Origin of the sequence: Prevotella ihumii (assembly GCF_900155655.1) — a bacterium.
In the GTDB taxonomy this organism is placed as follows: domain Bacteria; phylum Bacteroidota; class Bacteroidia; order Bacteroidales; family Bacteroidaceae; genus Prevotella; species Prevotella ihumii.
Window position 1 is genome coordinate 1378805 of record NZ_LT706987.1, and the last position, 22538, is coordinate 1401342.

The following is a 22538-nucleotide window of genomic DNA, read 5'->3' on the forward strand; positions in this document are numbered from 1 at the left end:
CGCTTCACTTCTTGCTGTTGAGCTATCAGGTGTGCCTTTGTCAGCCTCTTCTGTTTTCGTTGTTTTACGCTTTATGCGTCAATGTTAGCGTAGGTAGCGTTCTGCTCAATGAACTCTCTACGAGGTTCTACATCGTCTCCCATCAACATAGAGAACATTTCATCGGCAGTAGTTGCATTCTCAATAGTTACTTGTTTCAAGAGGCGTGTCTTAGGGTTCATTGTTGTTTCCCAAAGCTGTTCGGGGTTCATTTCACCCAAACCTTTGTATCTCTGTGTGTGTACTGTCTTTCCGTCTTCCACGCCATTGGCATATTTGTCAATAAACTGTTGGCGTTGTTGCTCGGTGTAGCAGTATTCGCTAATTTTCTTATAGGTACACTTGTACAATGGTGGAGTAGCGATATAGAGGTGTCCTTCCTCGATAACACGTGGCATATAACGATAGAAAAGTGTCATAATAAGGGTGTCGATGTGCGAACCATCGACATCGGCGTCGGTCATTATGATAATCTTATCGTAACGTAGCTTGTCAGTATTTGCCTCAAAGTCAGACTCGCCTTCCACACCAAAGCGCACACCGATACTCTGAATAATATTCATTACCGACTCTGCTTCGAATACACGATGGCGTTGTACCTTCTCTACGTTGAGGATTTTACCACGCAAAGGCAAGATAGCTTGTGTGTAACGGTCACGACCTTGCTTTGCCGAACCACCAGCCGAGTCACCCTCGACAAGGAATATTTCGCAATCCTTAGGGTCTTTGTTAGAGCAGTCGGCAAGTTTTCCAGGCAGGCCACCACCTGTCATTACATTCTTGCGCTGTACACTTTCGCGTGCCTTGCGTGCAGCAATACGAGCTGTGGCAGCAAGGATAACTTTATCGCAAATGAGCTTTGCTTCGGTAGGATTTTCTTCCAAGTAGTACGAAAGTGCTTCACCCACAGCCTGCTGAACTGCGCCCGAAACCTCGCTGTTACCGAGTTTGGTCTTTGTCTGACCCTCAAACTGTGGTTCTGCCACCTTGATAGAGATAACGGCTGTCAATCCTTCACGGAAGTCTTCACCTGTAATTTCTATCTTAGCCTTCTCTATTTGCTTTGCAATAGAAGGTTCGTTGTCTGCATACGACTTGAGTGTACGGGTCAACGCTGCACGGAAACCAGTGAGATGTGTACCACCTTCAATGGTGTTGATATTGTTGACGTACGAGTGGATATTCTCGTTGTAGTCGGTGTTGTACATCACAGCCACCTCGATAGGTATGCCTTGCTTCTCTGTTTTGAGATAGATAACATCGTCAAACAAGTGGGTGCGATGGCGGTCTACGTATCTTACAAACTCCTTCAATCCCTCTTCTGCGTGGAAAACCTCTTGTTTGGTTTTTCCTTCTTCGTTAGGGCGAAGGTCGGTAAGGGTTATTTTGATCCCTGCGTTGAGGAATGCTAACTCGCGCATACGGCGTGCCACGATGTCCCATTGATAAACGGTAGTGGTGAAGATGGTTGGATCGGGCCAGAACTGTTGGCGTGTACCCGTCTTGTCGGTATCGCCTACAATCTTCACATCGTATAGTGGCTTTCCCTTTTCGTATTCCTGCTGATAAATTTTACCACCGCGGAATACTTGCGACGTCATGTGATAAGAAAGAGCATTTACACAGCTTACACCCACACCGTGGAGACCACCGCTGACTTTGTACGAGCCTTTGTCAAACTTACCACCAGCGTGGAGAACTGTCATTACAACTTCGAGTGCGCTTTTGTGCAGTTTTTCGTGCATATCAACAGGAATACCACGACCGTCGTCTTCTACGGTGACAGAGTTGTCCTCGTTAATAGTTACCTCTATATGGCTGCAGTAGCCTGCCATAGCCTCGTCAATCGAGTTGTCTACAGTTTCGTTGATGAGGTGGTGCAGACCCTTTTCGCTTATGTCGCCAATGTACATTGCAGGGCGTTTGCGCACTGCTTCGAGTCCTTCAAGGACTTGAATATTACTTGCCGAGTAATTGTTCTCGTTTTGTTGTATATCTGCCATTTTCTTTTGATTGTCGTAATTCTTTCTTTGATAGCGTCTTTTTAGTTCAGAAATGCGCCCGTATGGCTATTTCTTAATTGTTACTATCTCCTTGCAAAGATACAAAATATTATTGAGTTATGGCAATATTTCTAATCAAAAAAACACTAAAATATAGGCTCTGTACGCTTTGTTGTAAATAGTAGGGTTGGTGGTTGGGTTTTGTGGTTTAGAGTAGTGTAGATATAGCAAAGGTCGCAACCTATTGTGGATTGCGACCTAAATTATTCTTTATTAGCTATGACGAAGTCGAAGATTAACCTAAGCTTGCAATGTGCTTGCAAAGGCCTGACTTCAAGTTTGCTGCCTTATTCTTGTGAATAATATTTGTCTTAGCAAGCTTGTCGAGCATCTTCTGTATTGTAGGATACAGTTTAACAGCTTCTTCCTTGTCAGCGATATTGCGGAACTTGCGAACAGCATTACGCATAGTCTTTGCATAGTACTTATTGTGCAAAGTCTTCACTTTGTCCTGACGGATTCTCTTAAGTGATGATTTGTGATTTGCCATCTTTACTTTCTCTATTTATTTTGTTTGTAGTCTCTAGGGGAATCGAACCCCTCTTGCAAGAATGAAAATCTTGTGTCCTAACCGATAGACGAAGAGACCATTGCTTGATTGCGGGTGCAAAGGTATAGCATTATTTTGAATGTGCCAAATTTTTCTATAAAATTTTTTAGTTTTGGGCGCATTTTTTGTAATTTTGCCCCGTATAAGGCTTATGATAACAAAAACAAAGGGCATTGTGCTGCATAATATAAAGTATGGAGACGCTTCCTTGATAGTGGATGTTTTTACAGAAACTATGGGTAGAGTGGCTTTTCTTGTGCGTATTCCTAAAACTTCGAAGGGTAGGGTGAAGAAGCAGTATTTCCAACCTTTAACGCTTTTAGACCTTGAGTTTGATTACCGACAGCGCAGTTCGTTGCAGCATATTAAGGATGTTCGCATTGCTGTGCCTTATGCTTCTATTGCTTTCGATGCAGTAAAATCTACGCTTTCGCTCTTCCTTGCAGAGTTTTTATACCACGTTACGAAGAGCGAACAGCACAATCCCACCTTATTTAATTATATAAGCAATAGTTTTCAGTGGTTGGACGGGGCTGTGGAAGGTTATGCCAATTTCCATCTTGTGTTTATGATGCGCCTTACCCGCTTTGTGGGTTTTTATCCCAACCTTGACGATTACACCCGTGGGTGTTACTTTGATATGCGCGAAGGAGCATTTACGCCTGTGCCTACCCTCCATTCCGATTTTCTTTCGCCCGATGATGCAAGTAGGGTACACCAATTGATGCGAATGGATTACGAAACGATGCACCTTTTTAAGCTGTCGCACAACGAGCGCAACCGCATCACCGACCTTGCTTTGCATTATTATCGCCTGCACGTACCTACAATGTCCGAACTTCGGAGTTATGATGTACTGCGCGAAGTGTTTAGATAGTTTGTCGTCCTTGGACTTTTTTATAAATATAATAAGGTGTACAAATAGTGTGCCAAACAAAAGTGTGGAAATTTGTGATTTAACATTTGAAATAACGAAATAGGAATGTTTGAAATGTCTTGTTTTGTGTTCTAAAACTCCACTCTTCGGTCTGCTGCTTGTCAAAGTTCAACTTTGATACTGCCAAACATATATGTTTTACCACGCCAAAGTTGAACTTTCAGCTTCTCAAAGTTGAACTTTCATCTCCTCATTTGCCCATAAAACGTGCTTTTTTCTCGTTTTCTTCCTTTAAAAAGTTCTATGTTTCTGCTCTTGGTATGCCTTGTTTTTGCACAATAGGGTTGAAGTTGTTGTAATGTAAAGATAATCAGCGAGTTGTCATTGCACACGCATAACGCTCGTATTTGCTTACTCCTTCCTTGTTGGTTGCAAATACGAGCGTTATGCTCCCTTGATTTAACACATTCTTTGCTTAAAACCGAATAAACGAAAAGTATAGGCGATAAATCTATTAGGGCGTGTAGGGGAGTCAAAGGGAGCTATGCTCAAATGTTTGTGGGGGCTTGTAGGGGGCTTGATTTATTCGCAAGCTCATCAACACGTATCAAGTTCCGATTAACAACTTGTGAGGAGCGGAACTTGATAAATCGAGCCCCTGCACACCCTTGCGCACATTAAAATCTGTTTTAAAAGGAACTTTCTCTTACACTTTTCGTACACCTGTTTAGATGTTTTATTACATTTCACATATTTTGTTTTACACGCTTCATCTTATATTGTTGGATTTGTCGGACCTGTCGGACAGGTCTGACCCGTCCGACAGGTCCGACAGGTCCGACAAGTCCGACTTGTCCGACAGGTCTGACAAACCTTGACTAAAATGTGTAGATGGTGTGTGAAATCATTGAAACAACGACTTATTTCTTGTCCTTTATCATTCCTACGGCGAAGGCACCTATTACTAACGCCACACCAGCCACAATCATCATATTGCTTTGAATCGAACCCACAGCGTTGAGCAATACACCACCTACGAGGGCTGCAATGATTTGAGGAATACAGATAGTGCCGTTGAATAGTCCTAAGTATGCACCCATATGGCCATAACCCTCCAAAGCGTTGGTTACAAAGGTGAAAGGCATAGCAAGGATAGCTGCCCAAGCACAACCGATGAGAAGGAAAGGAATGAACATAACATACTGGTCGTGAACGAAAACAGTCATAGCAAAGCCAATACCACCTAATACCAATGAGAGCGCATAAGCAAACTTGCGATTAGCAATTTGTGGGAGTACCATTGCCCAACCCACAGAACCTATGGCTTGAACGGCAAAGAGAATACCCACCCAGTTGCCTGCTTCCTGATAGCCCGCAGTGGCTGTGGCGTCTGCTGCAAGCATATCTACGCCCCAGCAATTGGCAGCTACTGTGCCGTTGGTATAAGTCCACATATACATAAATGCAAACCAAGAGAAGAATTGTACCAAGCCCACTTTCCAGAAAGTAGAAGGCGCATTCTTTAAGAGTGTTATCCAGTTGGCGTTGCTCTCGTTGTCGGTTTCGCTAAGATTGTGATATTCTGCATATTCTTTTGGTGGCATTTCCTTTACCTTGAGCGTGGTATAGAGTACGCAAAGAATAAGAAAGGCAGCACCTACATAGAACGAGTAGATAACCGAGTCGGGGACAACACCGTTAGGAGCAGAGTTTTTGATACCTATATAAGTAAAGAGGAAGGGGAAAACATAGCCCACCAACGAACCAGCATTGCAAAGAAAACTCTGAATAGAGTAAGCTAAGCCCTTTTGTTTTTCGTTCACCTCGTCGCCTACAAGCATCTTGAAGGGTTGCATTGCCATATTGATACTCGTGTCTAATAGCATTAAGGCAATCAATCCAAATATCATTGTTGTACCAACCGCCATTCCGAACGAACCAGAGTTTGGCAATAAGCACATTACCAATACGGCTACGGCTGCACCAACAAAAAGATAAGGAATACGGCGGCCGAAGCGTGTCCACGTTTTGTCGGACATCGTGCCAACAATGGGTTGAACAAGGATACCCATCAGTGGAGGGAGAATCCAAAAATAGCTCAAGTTGTGAGGGTCAGCCCCCAATGTTGCGAAAATGCGCGATATGTTTGCACTCTGCAATGCGTAAGCGATTTGCACACCAAAAAATCCAAAGCTAAGGTTCCAGAGCTGCCCAAAGCTCTTGTCGGGACGAGTTTTTAATTGTTTATCCATAATCTTTTATTTTTTTTGTTTCTTATTTTCTTTTCGTTTTTGTGGGGGGATTGGACGGGGCAGACGAGTCTGACAGGTCGGACAAGTCTGATGAGCGTAAGCAAGAGCGCTTTTCTTATCGGGTTGTTCCTCTGAGTATGAGTCTTGTTCTTACAATTCGCTTTTCTACTGACTCCATTGGCAGTGCGCCTTCCACCTTATCTATAAGTATGTTGGCAGCCTCTTCGCCTACTCGTATGCCGCGTTGCTCTACGGTGGTGAGCATAGGGTCGCAACTTGTTGCACGCTCTCCATTGGTGAAACCACAGATAGAAACTTCTTCGGGAATACGTTTGCCCATTCGTTTGCACGAGTAAAGAATACCGATTGCAGTGTCATCGTTTACTGCAAAGAAAGCGTCGGGCGGTTCGGGCAGGTCGAATAAGTCGGGCGTGATGGCTTCAGCGTCTGTACGATTGTCACACATACGAATAAGTTGTTCGTCGGGCTCGATGCCGTGTTTGCGCAATGCGTCAAGATAACCATTGTATCTGTTCTTTCCTATTTCGAGATTGAGCGACACCCCATAGAAGGCTATGCGTTTGCACCCACTATTAATAAGGTGGGTAACGGCAGCCATCGAGCCCATGTAATCGTCTATCACCACACGGCTTGCGTGTACACCAGTGCTAATGCGGTCGTAGAAGACGAGTGGGAGACCCTTGTTGATGAGTTGTTGGAAGTGGTCGTACTTTATCGTGTCTTTTGCTTGCGATACGATAACACCACATACTTTATTCTCATAAAACGACTTACATATCTGTACTTCCTTTTCGTAGCGTTCGTCACTTTGAGCTACCATCAGTCGGTAGCCACGTGCCGAAGCCTCTTCCTCTATACCAGCAAGGATAGAAGAGAAGTAGAAGTGAGTGAATTTTGGTACAATTACACCGATAACTTTGAGCGGTTGCACTTTACTTTTGCGCAACGCTTCTGCAAGAATGTTGGGTGAGTAATTGTGTTCGCGTGCAAAACGCTTTATTTCTTCACGCTTTTCAGCAGAAATTCTTGGGCTGTCTTTTAGCGCACGTGATACTGTAGCCACCGAAACACCGAGTTCGCGGGCTATATCCTTCATTGTGTAATTTCTGCTTGTTTGCATAACAAATGTTTGTTTTTAGTTATCTTTTCTATTTTATAGGGCAAATATACACAATTTTACAATAACATTGACCTGTATCAAATAATTAATAATTTTATCACAGTGCAATCGTTTGTCTAAGTTAATAACTGTTTTTAAATAAAAAAAGACTAAACTAAGGGCAAAGTGTCCTATCTTTGCCACAAATATGCCTTGATTGGCTATTAACCAATGCGAATTTATGCAGATTATTATCAATTTTAAATAACTATAAATGTAAAAAGATGAAGCAGGTAAAATGCAAATTCTCTGTCAGGATGACGACACTTATTTTAAGTTTCCTCCTGTCAATCAGTGCCTTTGCACAGTCTACTATTAACGGACACGTTAAAGACAACACGGGCGAACCTCTCATTGGTGCTTCCATTCTTATCAATGGAACAACAGATGGAGCTATGACCGACCTTGATGGTAACTTTGTGCTTAACAACGTGAAACCTGGTGCAACAATCACCGTATCTTACATAGGATACGTGAAACAGCAAGTAACGGCAACTGATGGTATGGTAATCACAATGCTTGAAGATGCTGCACAGCAGATGAACGAAGTAGTTGTGATTGGTTATGGTGTGGCAAAGAAGAGCGATCTTACTGGCTCGGTGCTTGCAATGAAACCCGATGGTAAAAACAAGGGTGTGGTTGTAAACGCACAAGACATGATGCAAGGAAAGATGGCTGGTGTGAATGTAACAAGCGATGGCGGTACTCCTGGTGGCGGTGCGAAAATCCGTATTCGTGGTGGAAGTTCATTGAACGCTTCTAATAACCCACTTATCGTAATCGATGGTGTGGCTATGGACAATACAGGTATTAAGGGTATGTCAAATCCATTGTCAATGATTAACCCTCAAGATATTGAAAGCTTCAACGTTTTGAAAGATGCTTCTGCAACTGCTATCTATGGTTCGCGTGGTTCTAATGGTGTAATCATTATCACAACAAAGAAGGGTCGTGCTAACCAACCTCTTGCAATTTCGTATGCAGGAAGTGTTACTTCAAGTATGAAGAAAAAGAACGTTGATGTAATGGACGGTAACGAATATCGTAAGTTTATTACAAATCTCTTTGGTGCAGACAGCAAGCAGGTAGCTGCTTTGGGCAAGGCTAACACCAATTGGCAAGATGAAATCTACCGCACAGCTTGGTCGCACGACCACAACTTGACACTTACTGGTGCAACAAACATCGGTATTGGTTCGCTTCCATTCCGTATTTCGGCTGGTTATACCAATAATCAGGGTATCTTGAAGACCTCTAATTTTGAACGTTACACTGCAGCTGTTAGCTTGACTCCTTCGTTGCTTGAGAACCATTTGAACATTACTTTGAATGCAAAAGGTATGTATGGTAAGAACCGTTTTGCTGATGGTGCAGCCATTGGCGCAGCTGTTGCATACGACCCAACACAAAGTATTTATGACCACGAGTCGCCAGATGCAGCTAACTTTGGCTTCTATCATACTTGGCGTGGTGCAGGTCTTGCACCATCAGAAGACCCAACTTGGCCTTCTACATACAACTCTTTGGCGACAAAGAACCCACTTGCTATTCTTAATTTGAAGAACGACCACTCTCGCAGCCGTGATGTTATTGCTAATGCAGAGGTAGATTATAAAATCCACGGATTTGAAGATTTGCGCTTGCACGTTACAGCTGGTGCAGACATTGCACAGGGTCAACAGGATACACATATCGACCCAACTTCTCCTTTGGCTTCATACTACGGTTATGATGGTTGGAGCAAACAGTTGAAACGTAACCTTACTTTGAGCTCATACGCTCAGTACTATCACGACTTCAACGACGAAGCTAAGAACCACTTCGATATTATGGGTGGTTACGAATGGCAGCACTTCTGGAGAAAAGAAACAAGTCGTTCATTCAAATATTATCCAAGTACTAACATCGCCAATGCAGGTAAAATCTATAAAGACGACGGTAAGGACTATAACAACGACGGAAAATTGGAAGACTATCGCTACCTCACTGAAAACTATCTCGTATCATTCTTTGGTCGTGCAAACTGGAGTTTGATGGATCGTTACTACGTTACAGCAACCTTCCGTGCTGATGGTGCATCTCGTTTCAAGGAACACTGGGCATACTTCCCATCATTTGCATTCGCTTGGAAGATGAAAGATGAGAACAAGTTCCGTGAAATCAATTGGTTGAGCGACTTAAAGCTTCGTCTTGGTTGGGGTATGACTGGTCAGCAAGAAGGCATTGGCGACTACAACTACTTTGATATTTATCAAACAGGAAAAGGCACAAATGGTTTCTATCCTACCACAGGTGATGGCGTTATCGTTCGCCCACAAGCTGTAAACAAAGACCTTACTTGGGAAACAACTACTACATATAACGTAGGTTTGGATTGGGGTATCTGCAATCAACGATTGACAGGTAGCTTGGATTGGTACTATCGTAAGACCACCGACCTCTTGAATACTGTATATGTACCAGCTGGTTCTAACTTCCGCAACCAAGTATCTTCTAACATTGGTTCATTGACAAATACAGGTATCGAAGCTGCTATTAGTTGGAAAGCTATTCAAGCCAACGATTGGTATTGGACAATTGATTACAACTTGACATACAACAAGAATCAAATCACAAGTTTAACAGGCGGTAGTGATGCTAATTACTTTATCCCAACAGGAGGTATCTCTTCAGGTACAGGCGGTAATGCTCAGGCACACGCTGTAGGTCATCCTGCATCTTCATTCTACGTATATCAGCAGATTTACGACAAAAATGGTAAGGCTATCGAAGGTGCTGTTGTAGACCGCAATGGCGATGGTCAGATTACAGAAGCAGACAAATACTTTTATAAGAGCCCTATGGCTCCTATCACAATGGGTCTTGCTTCACGTTTAGAATATAAGAATTGGGACTTCGGTTTCTCACTTCGTGCAAGCATAGGCAACTATGTATTCAATGATAGAATGGCAGGTCAGGCTAACGTATCAGCAGCTGCAATATGGGCTTCTTCTGGTTTCTTGTCAAACCGTCCTATAGCTTCGATTGCTGATAACTGGCAGACAGGTCATACCACAGCTATCCTTTCAGACCGTTGGGTACAGAACGCTTCGTTCTTGAAGGTAGACAACGTAACCCTTGGTTATAGCTTTGCAGACCTCTTCAAGGTAGGTAGTTGGCGCGGACTTAGCGGTCGTGTGTACGGAACAGCTTCAAACATTCTTACGCTTACAAAGTATGATGGCATCGACCCAGAAGTATTTGGCGGTATCGACAACAATCTTTATCCACGCCCAATGTCGTTTATTCTTGGTCTTAACTTGAATTTCTAATTCTTTAAAGATAATTACAATGATACAATATATTAAGAAAATTGCTCCCGTTGCAGCATTGATGCTCACAATGAGCATTACTTCTTGTGTAGGCGACTTGGATGTTAAACCAATCGATCCTAACTTGCAAACGGAAATTACACCTGATAATTTGTTTAACAAGTGTTATGCAAACTTCGGATTGGCTGGTAATGGTGGTCCTGATGGCGACTGCGATATTGATGGTCTTGATGGAGGTACAACAGGTTTTGTACGCCAGTTGTTCAACTCAAACGACCTCACAACCGATGAAGCTATCTGTAACTGGACAGGTGACGAGGGTATTCCTGAGTTCAACTTCAACAACTATGGTGGTTCTCACCCAATGCTCAAGGGCTTCTACTATCGCCTTTATTTCGGTGTAACTGTATGTAATCAGTACATCAACAACTTTGGTGATGCCGACAAACAAAAGACAGCAGAGGTACGTTTCATTCGTGCTTTGAACTACTATTTCTTGATGGATGCTTTCGGAAACGTACCATTTACAGAGAAAGTATCTGCAGAGCCTGCTAAGCAATACACCCGCAAGGAGATGTACGACTATGTAGAAAAAGAACTTTTGGCTATCGAACCAGACTTGATGGCTGCACAAGCTAAGACTTCAAGCGACCCTAACTATGGTCGTGTAGACAAGGCTGCTGCTTGGTTGTTGCTCTCTCGTTTGTACTTGAACGCTGAAATCTATACAGGTACACCACAATGGGAGAAAGCTGCAAAGTATGCTAAGATGGTTATCGACTCTCCATACAAGCTCTATACAGGCGCAACTAAGAATGGTTGGACAGCTTACCAACAACTCTTTATGGGTGATAATGGAGAAAATGGCGCATCAGTTGAGGCTGTATTCCCAATCCTTCAAGACGGTAAGACAACCGCATCATACGGTACTTCAGTATTCTTGATTAATGCTTGTTATGACGCAGATGCTGTTGTTAATAGCAATGGTGCAAAGGGAGGAAACCTTTACGACAATGCCAACTGGAGTGGTGTTCGTGCTCGTCCAAACTTGATTGCCAAGTTCTTCCCTAATAACAATGCACCTCAGGTTACAGCAGTAGAGATGCCACGTGAGGCAGGCGACGACCGTGCGTTGTTTGATGGTGCTGGTCGCGACCTTAAAGCTGTAAACTCTAAAGACATTGCTGTATTCAAGAAAGGTTATGCTGTATTGAAGTTTAACAACTTCTATTCAACAGGTGCAGCAGCTCACGACCTCCGTTTTGCAGATACCGATTTCTTTATGTTCCGTGCAGCTGAAGCATATCTTACTTACGCTGAGGCTACCGCTCGCACCAACGGCAACCAGACAACTGCTGAAGGTACAGACCTTATCAACCAACTCCACGCACGTGCCCACGCTCAATTGCGTACTACAGGTGCATACTCGCTCGATGATATTCTTGACGAATGGAGCAAGGAATTCTATTTTGAAGGTCGTCGTCGTGTAGACTTGATTCGTTTCCACAAGTTTGGTGGTAATGTAAATTACAACTGGGCTTGGAAGGGAGGCGAAGTTAATGGTCGCAATTTCTCTGAAACACGCAACATCTTTGCTATTCCTACCAGCGACCTCACTGTAAATCCTAACTTGAAACAGAACGCTGGTTATTAAGAATAAACAAGTTGGGGGACTATATTTCTCCAACTTTCACAAACTTTAAAATAATAAGAATTATGACAAAGATATTAAAGTCTGCATTGCTACTCCTTTGTGCTGTTTGTTGCTTTACAGCGTGTAGCGATGACAACGACAATAATCCAGTGGTAACAAAGCCAACAATGTTCCACCTTAACACACCTGCACTTGCTGCAAATGGTGTGTACGATTTGGCCAACTCAAAGGTAGTAGAGCTTACTTGCTCACAACCTAACTATGGTTATCCTGCTGTAACAAAATACACAGTAGAGGTAGCTACCAATGCTGATATGTCAGACGCAAAGGCACTTTCAACTACCTTTACTACTGCTAAGATGAATGTTGATGCAGCAGAGTTGGCAAGCACACTTACCAACTTGTACGTAGCAAAGGGCAAGCAAGAGAAAGATTTCCCTATCACTGCTCCTGTTTACATTCGTGTAAACGCTGTTCAGACTACTGCTGATGGTAAGGATATTGAAGGCACATCAATCACTTCAAACACAATTACCCTTAGTAATGTTCACTTGCGCTTCTCACTTCCTCCAGTTAAGACTCCTGAAAAGCTCTACATTGTAGGTAACTTCAACAAGTGGAGTTGGGACAGTGCATTGGAAATGATTCCTGTAAATGGTGCAACAAACATCTTCTGGCACCTTGTATATATTGGTGGCGAAGGCGATGGTGCTGGTATCAAGTTCAACCAAACTAAGGCTTGGGACAAGACAGCTGCTGGCTTCAACGAAATCAAGATTAACCCTGCAGGCGAGAAAGCAAGCGACATTATCAATGTTAATGGCAATATTGGAACTTCTAAGCCAGGTTGGTACTTGATGATAGTAAACTGCACTGTGGAAGGCCGCGACATTAAGTATAACGTGAGCTTCAACGAACCTAACGTTTACCTCCAAGGTGCTTGTACAGCTTCAGGCAAGTGGGATCTTCTCCCTGAAAACCTGTTCACTGTACCTGCTACTGCTGACGGCGAATTTGTCTCTCCTGCTATTGGCAATGCGGTGGCTGGTGGACCTACCAACGACGACCCAGGTGTACGTATCTGCGTTAAGATACCTGAACAAGATTGGTGGAGATCAGAGTTCATTATCTACAACAACAAGATTGCGTACCGTGGCAATGGCGGTGACCAAACCCCACGTGTTGCAGGTGCAGTAGGTCAGAAGGTGTACTTGAACTTCACAACCGAAGCAGGTGAAATAAAGTAAAAGGAAAATGTAATTGGAAGCGTCCTACCTGTCCTACCTGTCCGACCCGTCTGACCCGTCCGACCCGTCCGACACTTCCAATTAACAACCCCTTAAAAACAATAAAACAAGAAAATAGTTATGAAGAAATTATCATTATATATCACCCTCGCACTTGTAAGCCTTTTCCTTGGGGCTTGTAGTGATGAGTATCAGCCTTGGAGCGAGCCACAAGCTAATCAGCAAGAGGACGCAATCACTTTCCCAGGGCTTAAAGCATTGGAGGTAGCACCACAAGACTTGGCTACCGTTGGCGAACAAGTGCCATTGTTTACACTTACTTCTGCTCAGCTTCCTGAAGGTTTCGAACTTCAGAATGCACGTGTAGAATTGTTGGCTTACGACCTCAATAACGATGGTATCACCCCAACAACTATCCAAACTTCTGTTGATGGCAAGGCTATCACAAAGGATATGCAAGCTATAGCAGAAAAATATTATGGCAAGCGTCCAGAAGCACACCGCTATACAGCTCACGTTTACTTGAATGCTGTTAAGGGTGGTCAGGCTGTACTTATCGATGCGGGCAACATTATGCTCACCGTTACTCCTGCTGCACCATTCATTGACGAGGCTTACTACATTGTAGGCGATATGAGCAGCTGGGATAAGGCAGGTGCAATACAGTTCAAACATAGTGCAGAAGATGTTTACAAAGACCCTGTCTTTACTGTATTCATCGAAACCAAGAAGACTAACAGCCATTGGAAGATTATCACCAAGACCAACTATGACGGCGATTTCTGGGCAAATGGTAAAACTGGTGTTCTCGGTACAGCTGTCGATGGCGATGCAAGTATGGAAGGTACACTTACCACTAACAACCCACAAGCAGGCAAATTGGCTGAAATAGGCAAGTATCGCATTACTATCAATATGTTGAACTACACCTATAAGATTGAAAAAATCAACTTTGGCGAGTTCCTCTATATGGCTGGCGATGCTAACTCTTGGAAGCACAGCGACATTCTTGCAGGTCCAGCATTCGATGGTAAGTACACAGGCTTTATGTACCTCACACAAAAGGGCTTCAAGTTTAGCACAGAGCAAGGTTGGAACGGTACAAACTATGGTGAAAACTTCAGCACCGAAGGCAACGCAGGTAATATTATGATGACCGAAGCTGATGGTTTCTATAAGGTAGAAGTAGACTTGCAGGCATTGGCTTACAAGCTCACAGCTATCAATTCTATCGGTATTGTAGGTTCAGCTGCACCAGGCGGTTGGGATACCGATGTAAAGATGGAATACGATATGGCATCTCACACTTGGACAGCTCAACACGTAGCACTCAAAGATGGCGAAATCAAGTTCCGTGCTAATGGTGCTTGGGCTATCAGCTGGGGTGGTACAGACCTTACAAAGTTGACATCACAAAATGGTGCAAACATCGCTGTTAAGGCTGGAACATATACCATCAAGCTAAAGCCTTCTTATGATGGCAATACTGTAGCTACACTTATTGCAGAATAAGAACTAAGGTGTAGAAATAAAAAATAAAACTTTTTCACTTGAGACGAGCATATTTTTTTGCTCGTCTCTTTTTTTTTGTATGCGGTTGTTGTTGCTTTCTTGCTACCGACAAATAGAACAACCGCACCTGTTCCCTTATTGTTTGCTATTCGTGCTTTTAAAGTATTGATAGTCAGGCGATTAATTTCTTGTTGTAAAACATATATGTTTTGCCGTCCCAAACATATATGTTTTACCTTGTCAAAGTTCAACTTTGACCGTGTCATACATATATGTTTTGCTTCTTAAAGGTTGATGTTTTGTTTTTCATTCTTGACTTAAGGAAAGATAGAACAAAATTCTCACGCTCCTTAAGGTTGTTTTGGGGTTTGAAATTCTGAATTGTTTTAACCCAAATCGGTCGTTAGACTTCTTCGAGATTTGCGCGCTTATTTTGAGCTATTTTGGGTTGTTTTTGAAGACGTTTAGCGAGCTAAACAGCTGAAAAAACAAACGAAAAGAGCCAAAATAAGGTGCAAAGACGAAGAAAAGCATAATATCTAAACGCCTTAAAAAGCCTTTTCGGGCTGATGACCGATTTGGGATGAATATCCTGAGGTAGTTTGCTTAAAGTTGTAAAATATCTGTTTGTACAGTCAATAATTGTGTTGTAAGTGATATAATCGTGTCAAAATGTTTTCTTTAGTTCTGCTTATGCTACAAAATGGTGATATTTGGTACTTTTTAACAATGCGTTAAATATACTTAACATTAGAATGTTTCACCCTAAAACTTGCATAACAAACTAATAATTTGCTACATTTGCAGTGTTAATCAAAGATGGAAGCAATAGCACTTGGTTACTTCTCATCGACACCAATCTATCATTGAAAAAGACAGTGCCTGATAGAGATTGAGCCGATATTGATATTCCAAAGGAAATAACTAAAACAATATACTATCAATTAATAAAATTTGCATCAACATGGCAAACGAGACAAACAACAAAGAATTCCGTATTGAGAGCGACCTCTTAGGCGAACTCCAAGTACCAGCTAACGCATACTACGGTGTGCAGACACAGCGTGCTGTGAATAACTACCACATCTCAGGCAAGAGAATGTGTGACTACCCCGACTATGTTATCGCAATGGCTTACGTAAAGTTGGCTGCAGTTGAAACAAACCGCGAATTGGGAGAAATAGACGGTGCTATTTGCGACGCAATGGCTCAAGCTTGCCGCGAAATTATAGATGGTAAGTTCCACGAAGACTTCGTTACCGATATGGTACAAGGTGGTGCAGGTACATCTGTAAATATGAACGCTAATGAGGTTATCGCTAACCGTGCGTGCGAAATCCTTGGTCATAACAAGGGCGAACACCAATATTGCGCTCCTAACGACCACGCTAACTGCGGACAGTCTACCAACGACGCATACCCAACAGCTATTCACTTGGCTTTGCTTCGTATGAACAAAACATTGGTAGAGCACCTCGCACAGCTCGTAGCATCTTTCCGTAAGAAGGCTGAAGAGTTCAAGAACGACATCAAGATGGGTCGCACACAGCTCCAAGACGCTGTTCCTATGACAAGCGGACAGGAATTTAATGCGTTTGCTAACTTGCTCGAAGCTGAAATCACAAACTTGAATAAGAGTGCTGATATGTTCCTCGAAATCAATATGGGTGGTACAGCTATCGGTACAGGCTTGAACGCTGCTCCTGGTTTCCCTGAAATCTGCGCTCGTAAGATGTCTGAACTCACAGGTTTGGCATTCAAGGCAAGCGAAGACCTCGTTGCAGCTACACCTGACACAACCGACCTCGTTAATTATAGCGGTGCAATGAAGCGCTTGGCTATCAAGTTGTCTAAGATTTGCAACGACCTCCGTTTGATGGCTTCAGGTCCTCGTTGTGGTCTCCACGAAATCAACCTTCCTCCAATGGCACCTGGTTCAAGCATTATGCCAGGTAAGGTTAATCCAGTTATTCCTGAAATCACTAACCAGACTTGCTTTAAGGTTATTGGTAACGATACAACAGTTATGCTTGCAGCAGAAGCTGGTCAATTGCAGTTGAACGTTATGGAACCAGTTATTATGCAGTGCTTGGTTGAAGATATTACTTGGATGTCTGAGGCTATGGATACTCTCCGCGAAAAGTGTATCGATGGCATCACTTTGAACAAGGAACACAATGTAGAAACTGTAAAGAACTCTATCGGTATCGTTACAGCACTCAACCCTTACATCGGTTACAAGAACAGTACAAAGATTGCTAAAGAAGCGCTCGAAACTGGTGGTTCGGTTTACGACCTCGTTTTGGCTAAGGGTGTTCTTACAAAGGAACAGCTCGACCAAATCCTTTCACCAGAGCATATGCTCGGTTCTGAAGCTCGCGTAAAGTAATTTTAGATACTTCATATTAATTACAGCATCGTCTTTTCTTCGGAAATAGGCGATGCTTTTTTTGTGCGAAACAAATTATGGAGTTATCTTACCTTATTATAATAAACCTAGTTGTTCAACCCAGATCGGTCGTTAGCCCAGTCCGACCAGTCCGACCAGTCTGACCAGTCGGACTGGTCGGACTGATCTAACGATCGATTTGGGTTTAATGCTTTCGTTTCATAATTTCTCACTTACGATTTGATATATCTCAAGAATATAACGAAAATCTGTAAATCTTTCTTAAAGCACTTGCAGGTTTCAAAAACTTGTAGTAACTTTGCAAACATAAAAGGTTAATAGATTGTTTAGGTTAGTAATAATTTTTAGGTATTAAGTTATTATAAGGTAAAAGTTTAACAGGTTGTTTTAGGCGGAACAAAGGAGGCTGTGAAGCTTTCTTTTACCAATTAATTTAAATGGTTAAAGATAAAATTTAGATGCTGGAACTCGATGAGAGCTTCAGCATTTTTTTATGTTTTATTATTTGTAGTATAATGTTTTTCTTGGTGAAATGAATTTCTTTGGAACGGAAAAACAGAACAATTATTTGATAGATATTATATGTTAGTTGTTTAGCTTGTAATGTTTTGATTATCAGTAGTTTAATTGTTGTTTCCAATACATATATGTTTTGCCACCCCAAACATATATGTTTTACCCTCCCAAAGTTGAACTTTTGCCACCTCATACATATATGTTTGGGATGGCTAACCTTGATGTATAACAAACAAGAAGGTCGTTAGGCGAAAAATAGAACAATGCAAAATGCCCTTTATACTGTCATTATTGATGATGCGAAAACAGTCTTTCTTGCCCTTTCAGCCTATCTTTATATTGAAGACAAATAATATAAAAACCACTAAAAGATACAGCTATCAGTTTGCTTTCTCTATAAAAATGTGTATCTTTGTACTTACTACAATTTTTATAACACATAAATTATGAACATAGGAGACAAAGCCCCTGAATTGTTGGGCAAAGACCAAGACGGTAACGAAATCAAAGTGAGTGATTATAAAGGTAAAAAGATTGTACTCTATTTTTACCCAAAAGACTCTACTCCGGGTTGCACTTCACAGGCTTGCAACTTGCGTGACAATTACGAACTGATGCTCAAACGTGGCTATGTAGTTATTGGTGTGAGTGTTCAGGATGAGAAGTCGCACAAGCGATTTATCGAGAAAAACAACCTTCCTTTCCCACTCATTGCCGATGTAGATAAAACCCTAAACGAAGCATTTGGCGTTTATGGAGAGAAGAAAATGTGTGGCCGCACCTATATGGGTACCTATCGCACCACCTTTATTATTGATGAAAACGGCGTGATAGAGCAGATTTTTACCCCAAAACAAATCAAGGTAAAGGAGCACGCAGAGCAGATATTTGCAGCAGCAGAGTAGGGTATAGATGGTTTTAAGGCTGGTTCTACAAATTAGCTTTGTTAGATTTTGAGCTTATTTTTGAACCAAAAACGGAGCAAGCCGAATGCAATCAAACTTGTTTGAATTGTTGAGGCGCAGCTTGTTTTATATAAAAAGAAGCCAAAAGACAACAAAACGTATTTCATAAAAATTTAATGACTATATGCGGTGGTAATTTATAGAACCCGCCTTAAAGCTTTTTTATATGCCCTCTTCGTATGTACGAATACCCAAAAGCGTAAAGGAACGCCTCACTACCTATGCCGATATATACGAGCAGCGTAGCTTTCTTGATGGCGACCCTTCGTGGTTTATGCACCAAGTAGTGGGCAAGCGCAATCAAGAGGCAATGGCTTTCATTGCCTCTTGTTTGAGTTATGGCTCACGAAAGGTGTTTATGCCTCGCATACAATATCTGTTGGAATGTGCTAAAGCCGAACCTTATGAGTGGATACGTAAGGGACTTTTTAGGCAACAAATCCCCGATGACTTCGGCTGTTTTTATCGTTTGTACACCAATCACACGATGTACGAAATGTTTACGGCATTGGAAGTGATGTTCCAAACGTATGGCAGTTTATCGGCTTATATCCGTTCGTATGTAAACGAAAATTATGCTTTTCAGCCATCTGAGGCGCATAAGTCTAAAGCCATATATGCTATTGAGGCAGTTTGCACTTATTTTTCTGAACGCCATATTTGTGGTATTATTCCTAAGAATACTACTTCTTCGTGCAAGCGAGTTTGTATGTTTTTACGCTGGATGGTGCGTGATAATTCGCCTGTAGATTTAGGCATTTGGGGCGATTTCATCGACAAACGTTCGCTAATTATCCCCTTAGATACTCACGTTATGCAGCAAGCAGCCGTCTTAGGACTACTTTCGTCGAAAACAACAAGTATGCGTACTGCCGAAAAACTCACACAGCAACTTGCAAAAGTATTTCCTGACGACCCTATAAAGGGCGATTTTGCACTCTTTGGGTATGGAATAAATCAGTAAAGTATATAAAAAAGCCCGATTTCATCGAATGAAATCGGGCTACAACATAACTCTATCTTTCTTAAAAACTTAAACTATTCTATTACGCAGGCAACTTCTTGTTTACCATTACGGCTTGTGCCACTGTGCCTACTACTACTGCTATTACAACTAATAATCCTGTTATCATAATCTTTTTACCTTTCTTGAGCACCCTTTGTGCCCATCTTCTAATTTTGTTATCCTTTATTTTACAAGTGCAAAGGTATAGCTAAAAAGGCTAATAATCTTACATTTTAGGCTTAAGCTCTTGTTTTTCTGCGGTTTTATTGCTTTGTATCAATCCGCTTGATTTTTGTCAATAGCTTATTTGCTATTGTGCTTTCTTTTCTGTAATTTTGCTCTATCGAACCATAAAATTGAGAAAACGAGCAATGGAAAAGAATAAAGAGTTGCGCAATGCGTGGGACTTTGTAGAGCATACGGGCATTAGTATCTTCCTTACGGGTAAGGCTGGAACGGGCAAAACCACCTTTCTTCGTGCCGTGAAAGCACATAGTAACAAGCGTATTGTGGTAGTAGCACCTACGGGTGTTGCAGCTATCAATGCAGGAGGTATGACCATTCATTCCTTTTTTCAGCTTCCACTTGCTCCGTTTGTTCCCGAATCGCAGTTCCAACCTCGATTTGCCTACAGCAAAGAGAAGCGCAAGATAATGCGAACGCTCGACTTGCTTATCATTGACGAGATAAGTATGGTGCGCTCTGATGTGTTGGACGCTATCGATTCGGTGCTCCGTCGTTTTCGTGACCATAACAAACCTTTTGGTGGAGTGCAGTTGCTGATGATTGGCGACTTGCAGCAACTTACGCCTGTGGTGACGCCTAACGAGGAAGCAATGCTACAACGCTATTATGATACACCATATTTCTTTGGTTCGAAAGCTTTGCGTAGCATCAATTATGTTACTATAGAGCTCTCGAAAGTTTTCCGACAGCAAGACGAATCCTTTATTGGCTTGCTCAATAACATTCGTGAAGGATGTCCTACAGAGGCTGATTTTGAATTGTTGAACCAATGCTATAAACCCGATTTCAAGCCCAATGGTAACAGCGACTTCATACGACTGACTACGCACAATCGCATTGCCGATTACCATAATTTGTCGGAGCTGAACAAGCTTTCTACACCTGAATATCAATTTGAGGCAAATATAGAAGGTCAATTCCCTGAATATAACTATCCTGCTGATTATCAATTGACTTTAAAACGTGGTGCGCAAGTGATGTTTTTGCATAACGATAGCGAAGGAAGGTTTTACAATGGCAAGATAGGACATATTACTTATATAGACAACGAGTCTATTCAAGTGACGTGTCCTGGTGAGGCGGAAGCCATAGAGGTTGAACCACAACAATGGGAAAATACAAAGTACACCCTTAACGAGCAAACCAAACAAATAGAAGCGGAGGTGCAAGGCATCTTTACACAGTATCCTTTGCGCCTTGCGTGGGCTATAACGATACATAAAAGTCAAGGTCTTACGTTCAATCATGCTATTATTGATGCGCAGCAAGCCTTTGCAGCAGGTCAGGTGTATGTAGCTTTGAGTCGTTGTAGATCGTTAGAAGGCTTGGTTTTGGCTACTCCTTTAGGGGCTTCGGCTGTAAAAAATGATGAACGAGTGAGTAGCTATATTGCGCAACAGCAAGAACGCACGCAGCAGAGCATTGAGGTTTTGCCACAATTAAAAGAGGAGTATCATAGATATTTGGTAGCCGAATTGTTCGACTTTACCGAACTTTACACTACCGAAACATCGCTTTTCCGTGTGCTAATAGAGTTTGGAATGAAGTTCCCAAAGGTGATTAGCCTGCACAAAAGTACTATTGGCGATTTGGATAGAGCGGTGTTGAGCGTGTCAAACAAGTGGAAACAAATTATAAATGCTATGCCATCAGCCGAGCTACATAGTGATGTGGTTTTAGAACGCATTAAGAATGGTGCACGATATTTTTACAGTCAGATAGAAGAACTTTATCCTCGACTTCTTGATATAACAAAGACGGTGGAGCTGACCAATAAGGTTGGGGCGAAACGACTTAATAGTGTGTTTACCGAACTTGAACAAGTGTACGTTGCAAAGCGAGATTTGTTAGAAGAAATGATTGATACCGACTTCACTACGGCGGCTTATCTCACTGCAAAACAAGAAGCTATACTTGCTTCGATTGGAGATACAACAGCTCGTAAACGCCGCAAAGATGCGAAAAAGAAGGCAGAAAAGCCCGTGAAAGAACCTACGGCGGAAGTTTCGTATCGAATGTTCAAAAGTGGAATGTCGGTTGTTGACATCGCAAAGGAAAGAAATCTTGTGCCAACTACCATTTATTCGCATTTAGCACGCTATGTTTCTCAAGGTGTTTTGCGTGCAGATGAGGTGGTAGATGAGAAAAAATTGAACCTAATACGTAGAATTATAAAGGGATTGGGTGAGGTAAATAACCTTAACGATATAAAACAATTATGCCCGAGCGATGTTTCCTATTGCGATATACGTATCGCAATAGCAGAAAAAAGATAAGTATGTTGTTGCATTAAAATATCTTTTTACACACCAATGTAAATGCTTATCACAGTATAATTGAAATCATAAATTTTAAAAGTTTAACTGCTGTACATACAAAATTATATGTAATCTGCAAAAAAGTATAAATCGAAAGTAAAAAAACGACAATAAGTTTGTGGTTTACGATTTTTATAGTATCTTTGCAACTGTAATTCAATTAGATTTGATTATGAAACAGACAAAATAGTTATTAGTAAGTTAATAGTCAAACAATAGTAGTTGGCCCATCTTTGGGAAAAGGTATGTCAATGAGAATTGAGTCAAGTAATTTTTTGAGTTATTTAGTTAAGTGGCAATGCCTATGTTTGCGGGAGCAAATATAGGCTTTTTTTTGATTTAAATCAATATTATAAATGGTAGTAAGCTTGGTGTTTATGTTGGAAATGGTT

The 22538-nt window shown here is 41.9% G+C and carries 15 protein-coding genes and 1 tRNA gene; 10 read left to right on the forward strand and 6 right to left on the reverse strand.

Going from position 1 to position 22538, the window contains the following annotated elements:
• Positions 1-71 precede the first annotated feature (71 nt).
• The 3 genes from gyrB to CZ367_RS06440 form a co-directional block, all read right to left on the reverse strand.
• A complete protein-coding gene (gyrB, locus tag CZ367_RS06430) occupies positions 72-2042 on the reverse strand; it encodes a DNA topoisomerase (ATP-hydrolyzing) subunit B (protein ID WP_077196111.1) in 1971 nt (656 codons plus the stop codon).
• Positions 2043-2337: 295 nt separating this feature from the next.
• Positions 2338-2592 carry a 30S ribosomal protein S20 gene (gene rpsT, locus CZ367_RS06435; RefSeq protein ID WP_077196112.1) on the reverse strand — a complete coding sequence of 85 codons (255 nt, stop codon included), beginning with the start codon at positions 2590-2592 and terminating at the stop codon, positions 2338-2340.
• A 27-nt stretch (positions 2593-2619) separates the two neighbouring features.
• Positions 2620-2691: transfer RNA gene (locus CZ367_RS06440), tRNA-Glu, on the reverse strand.
• A gap of 112 nt (positions 2692-2803) precedes the next feature.
• On the opposite strand from CZ367_RS06440, the gene recO reads away from it, so the two are divergent.
• The gene (recO, locus tag CZ367_RS06445) at positions 2804-3529 is read left to right on the forward strand and encodes a DNA repair protein RecO (protein ID WP_077196113.1); all 726 of its coding nucleotides are present in this window, start codon (positions 2804-2806) and stop codon (positions 3527-3529) included.
• 731 nt (positions 3530-4260) lie between these two features.
• A complete protein-coding gene (locus CZ367_RS14890) occupies positions 4261-4407 on the forward strand; it encodes a hypothetical protein (RefSeq protein ID WP_202613116.1) in 147 nt (48 codons plus the stop codon).
• A gap of 42 nt (positions 4408-4449) precedes the next feature.
• Here the strand turns inward: CZ367_RS14890 and CZ367_RS06455 are convergent, their stop codons facing one another.
• Entirely contained in the window at positions 4450-5781 is a 1332-nt protein-coding gene (locus tag CZ367_RS06455; RefSeq protein WP_077196115.1) for an SLC45 family MFS transporter, read from the reverse strand.
• 115 nt (positions 5782-5896) lie between these two features.
• The gene (locus tag CZ367_RS06460) at positions 5897-6922 is read right to left on the reverse strand and encodes a LacI family DNA-binding transcriptional regulator (protein ID WP_077196116.1); all 1026 of its coding nucleotides are present in this window, start codon (positions 6920-6922) and stop codon (positions 5897-5899) included.
• 263 nt (positions 6923-7185) lie between these two features.
• On the opposite strand from CZ367_RS06460, the gene CZ367_RS06465 reads away from it, so the two are divergent.
• The 5 genes from CZ367_RS06465 (at position 7186) to CZ367_RS06485 (ending at position 17074) form a co-directional block, all read left to right on the forward strand.
• Positions 7186-10272, forward strand: a complete 3087-nt coding sequence (locus CZ367_RS06465; RefSeq protein WP_077196117.1) for a SusC/RagA family TonB-linked outer membrane protein — start codon at positions 7186-7188, stop codon at positions 10270-10272.
• Positions 10273-10291: 19 nt separating this feature from the next.
• Positions 10292-11926 carry a RagB/SusD family nutrient uptake outer membrane protein gene (locus CZ367_RS06470; protein WP_077196118.1) on the forward strand — a complete coding sequence of 545 codons (1635 nt, stop codon included), beginning with the start codon at positions 10292-10294 and terminating at the stop codon, positions 11924-11926.
• Positions 11927-11988: 62 nt separating this feature from the next.
• Entirely contained in the window at positions 11989-13173 is a 1185-nt protein-coding gene (locus CZ367_RS06475; protein ID WP_077196119.1) for a SusF/SusE family carbohydrate-binding protein, read from the forward strand.
• A gap of 120 nt (positions 13174-13293) precedes the next feature.
• Positions 13294-14685, forward strand: a complete 1392-nt coding sequence (locus CZ367_RS06480; protein ID WP_077196120.1) for an Outer membrane protein SusF domain-containing protein — start codon at positions 13294-13296, stop codon at positions 14683-14685.
• Positions 14686-15649: 964 nt separating this feature from the next.
• Complete coding sequence (locus CZ367_RS06485; protein ID WP_077196121.1) at positions 15650-17074, forward strand: aspartate ammonia-lyase; 1425 nt, start codon at positions 15650-15652, stop codon at positions 17072-17074.
• A 107-nt stretch (positions 17075-17181) separates the two neighbouring features.
• On the opposite strand, the gene CZ367_RS16430 is transcribed toward CZ367_RS06485, so the two are convergent.
• Positions 17182-17307, reverse strand: a complete 126-nt coding sequence (locus tag CZ367_RS16430) for a hypothetical protein (RefSeq protein ID WP_262500721.1) — start codon at positions 17305-17307, stop codon at positions 17182-17184.
• A gap of 750 nt (positions 17308-18057) precedes the next feature.
• On the opposite strand from CZ367_RS16430, the gene bcp reads away from it, so the two are divergent.
• The 3 genes from bcp (at position 18058) to CZ367_RS06505 (ending at position 22104) form a co-directional block, all read left to right on the forward strand.
• Positions 18058-18516 carry a thioredoxin-dependent thiol peroxidase gene (bcp, locus tag CZ367_RS06495; RefSeq protein ID WP_077196123.1) on the forward strand — a complete coding sequence of 153 codons (459 nt, stop codon included), beginning with the start codon at positions 18058-18060 and terminating at the stop codon, positions 18514-18516.
• Positions 18517-18742: 226 nt separating this feature from the next.
• A complete protein-coding gene (locus CZ367_RS06500; RefSeq protein WP_077196124.1) occupies positions 18743-19540 on the forward strand; it encodes a TIGR02757 family protein in 798 nt (265 codons plus the stop codon).
• A gap of 413 nt (positions 19541-19953) precedes the next feature.
• Positions 19954-22104 carry a helix-turn-helix domain-containing protein gene (locus CZ367_RS06505; protein ID WP_077196125.1) on the forward strand — a complete coding sequence of 717 codons (2151 nt, stop codon included), beginning with the start codon at positions 19954-19956 and terminating at the stop codon, positions 22102-22104.
• The last annotated feature ends 434 nt before the right edge of the window (positions 22105-22538 follow it).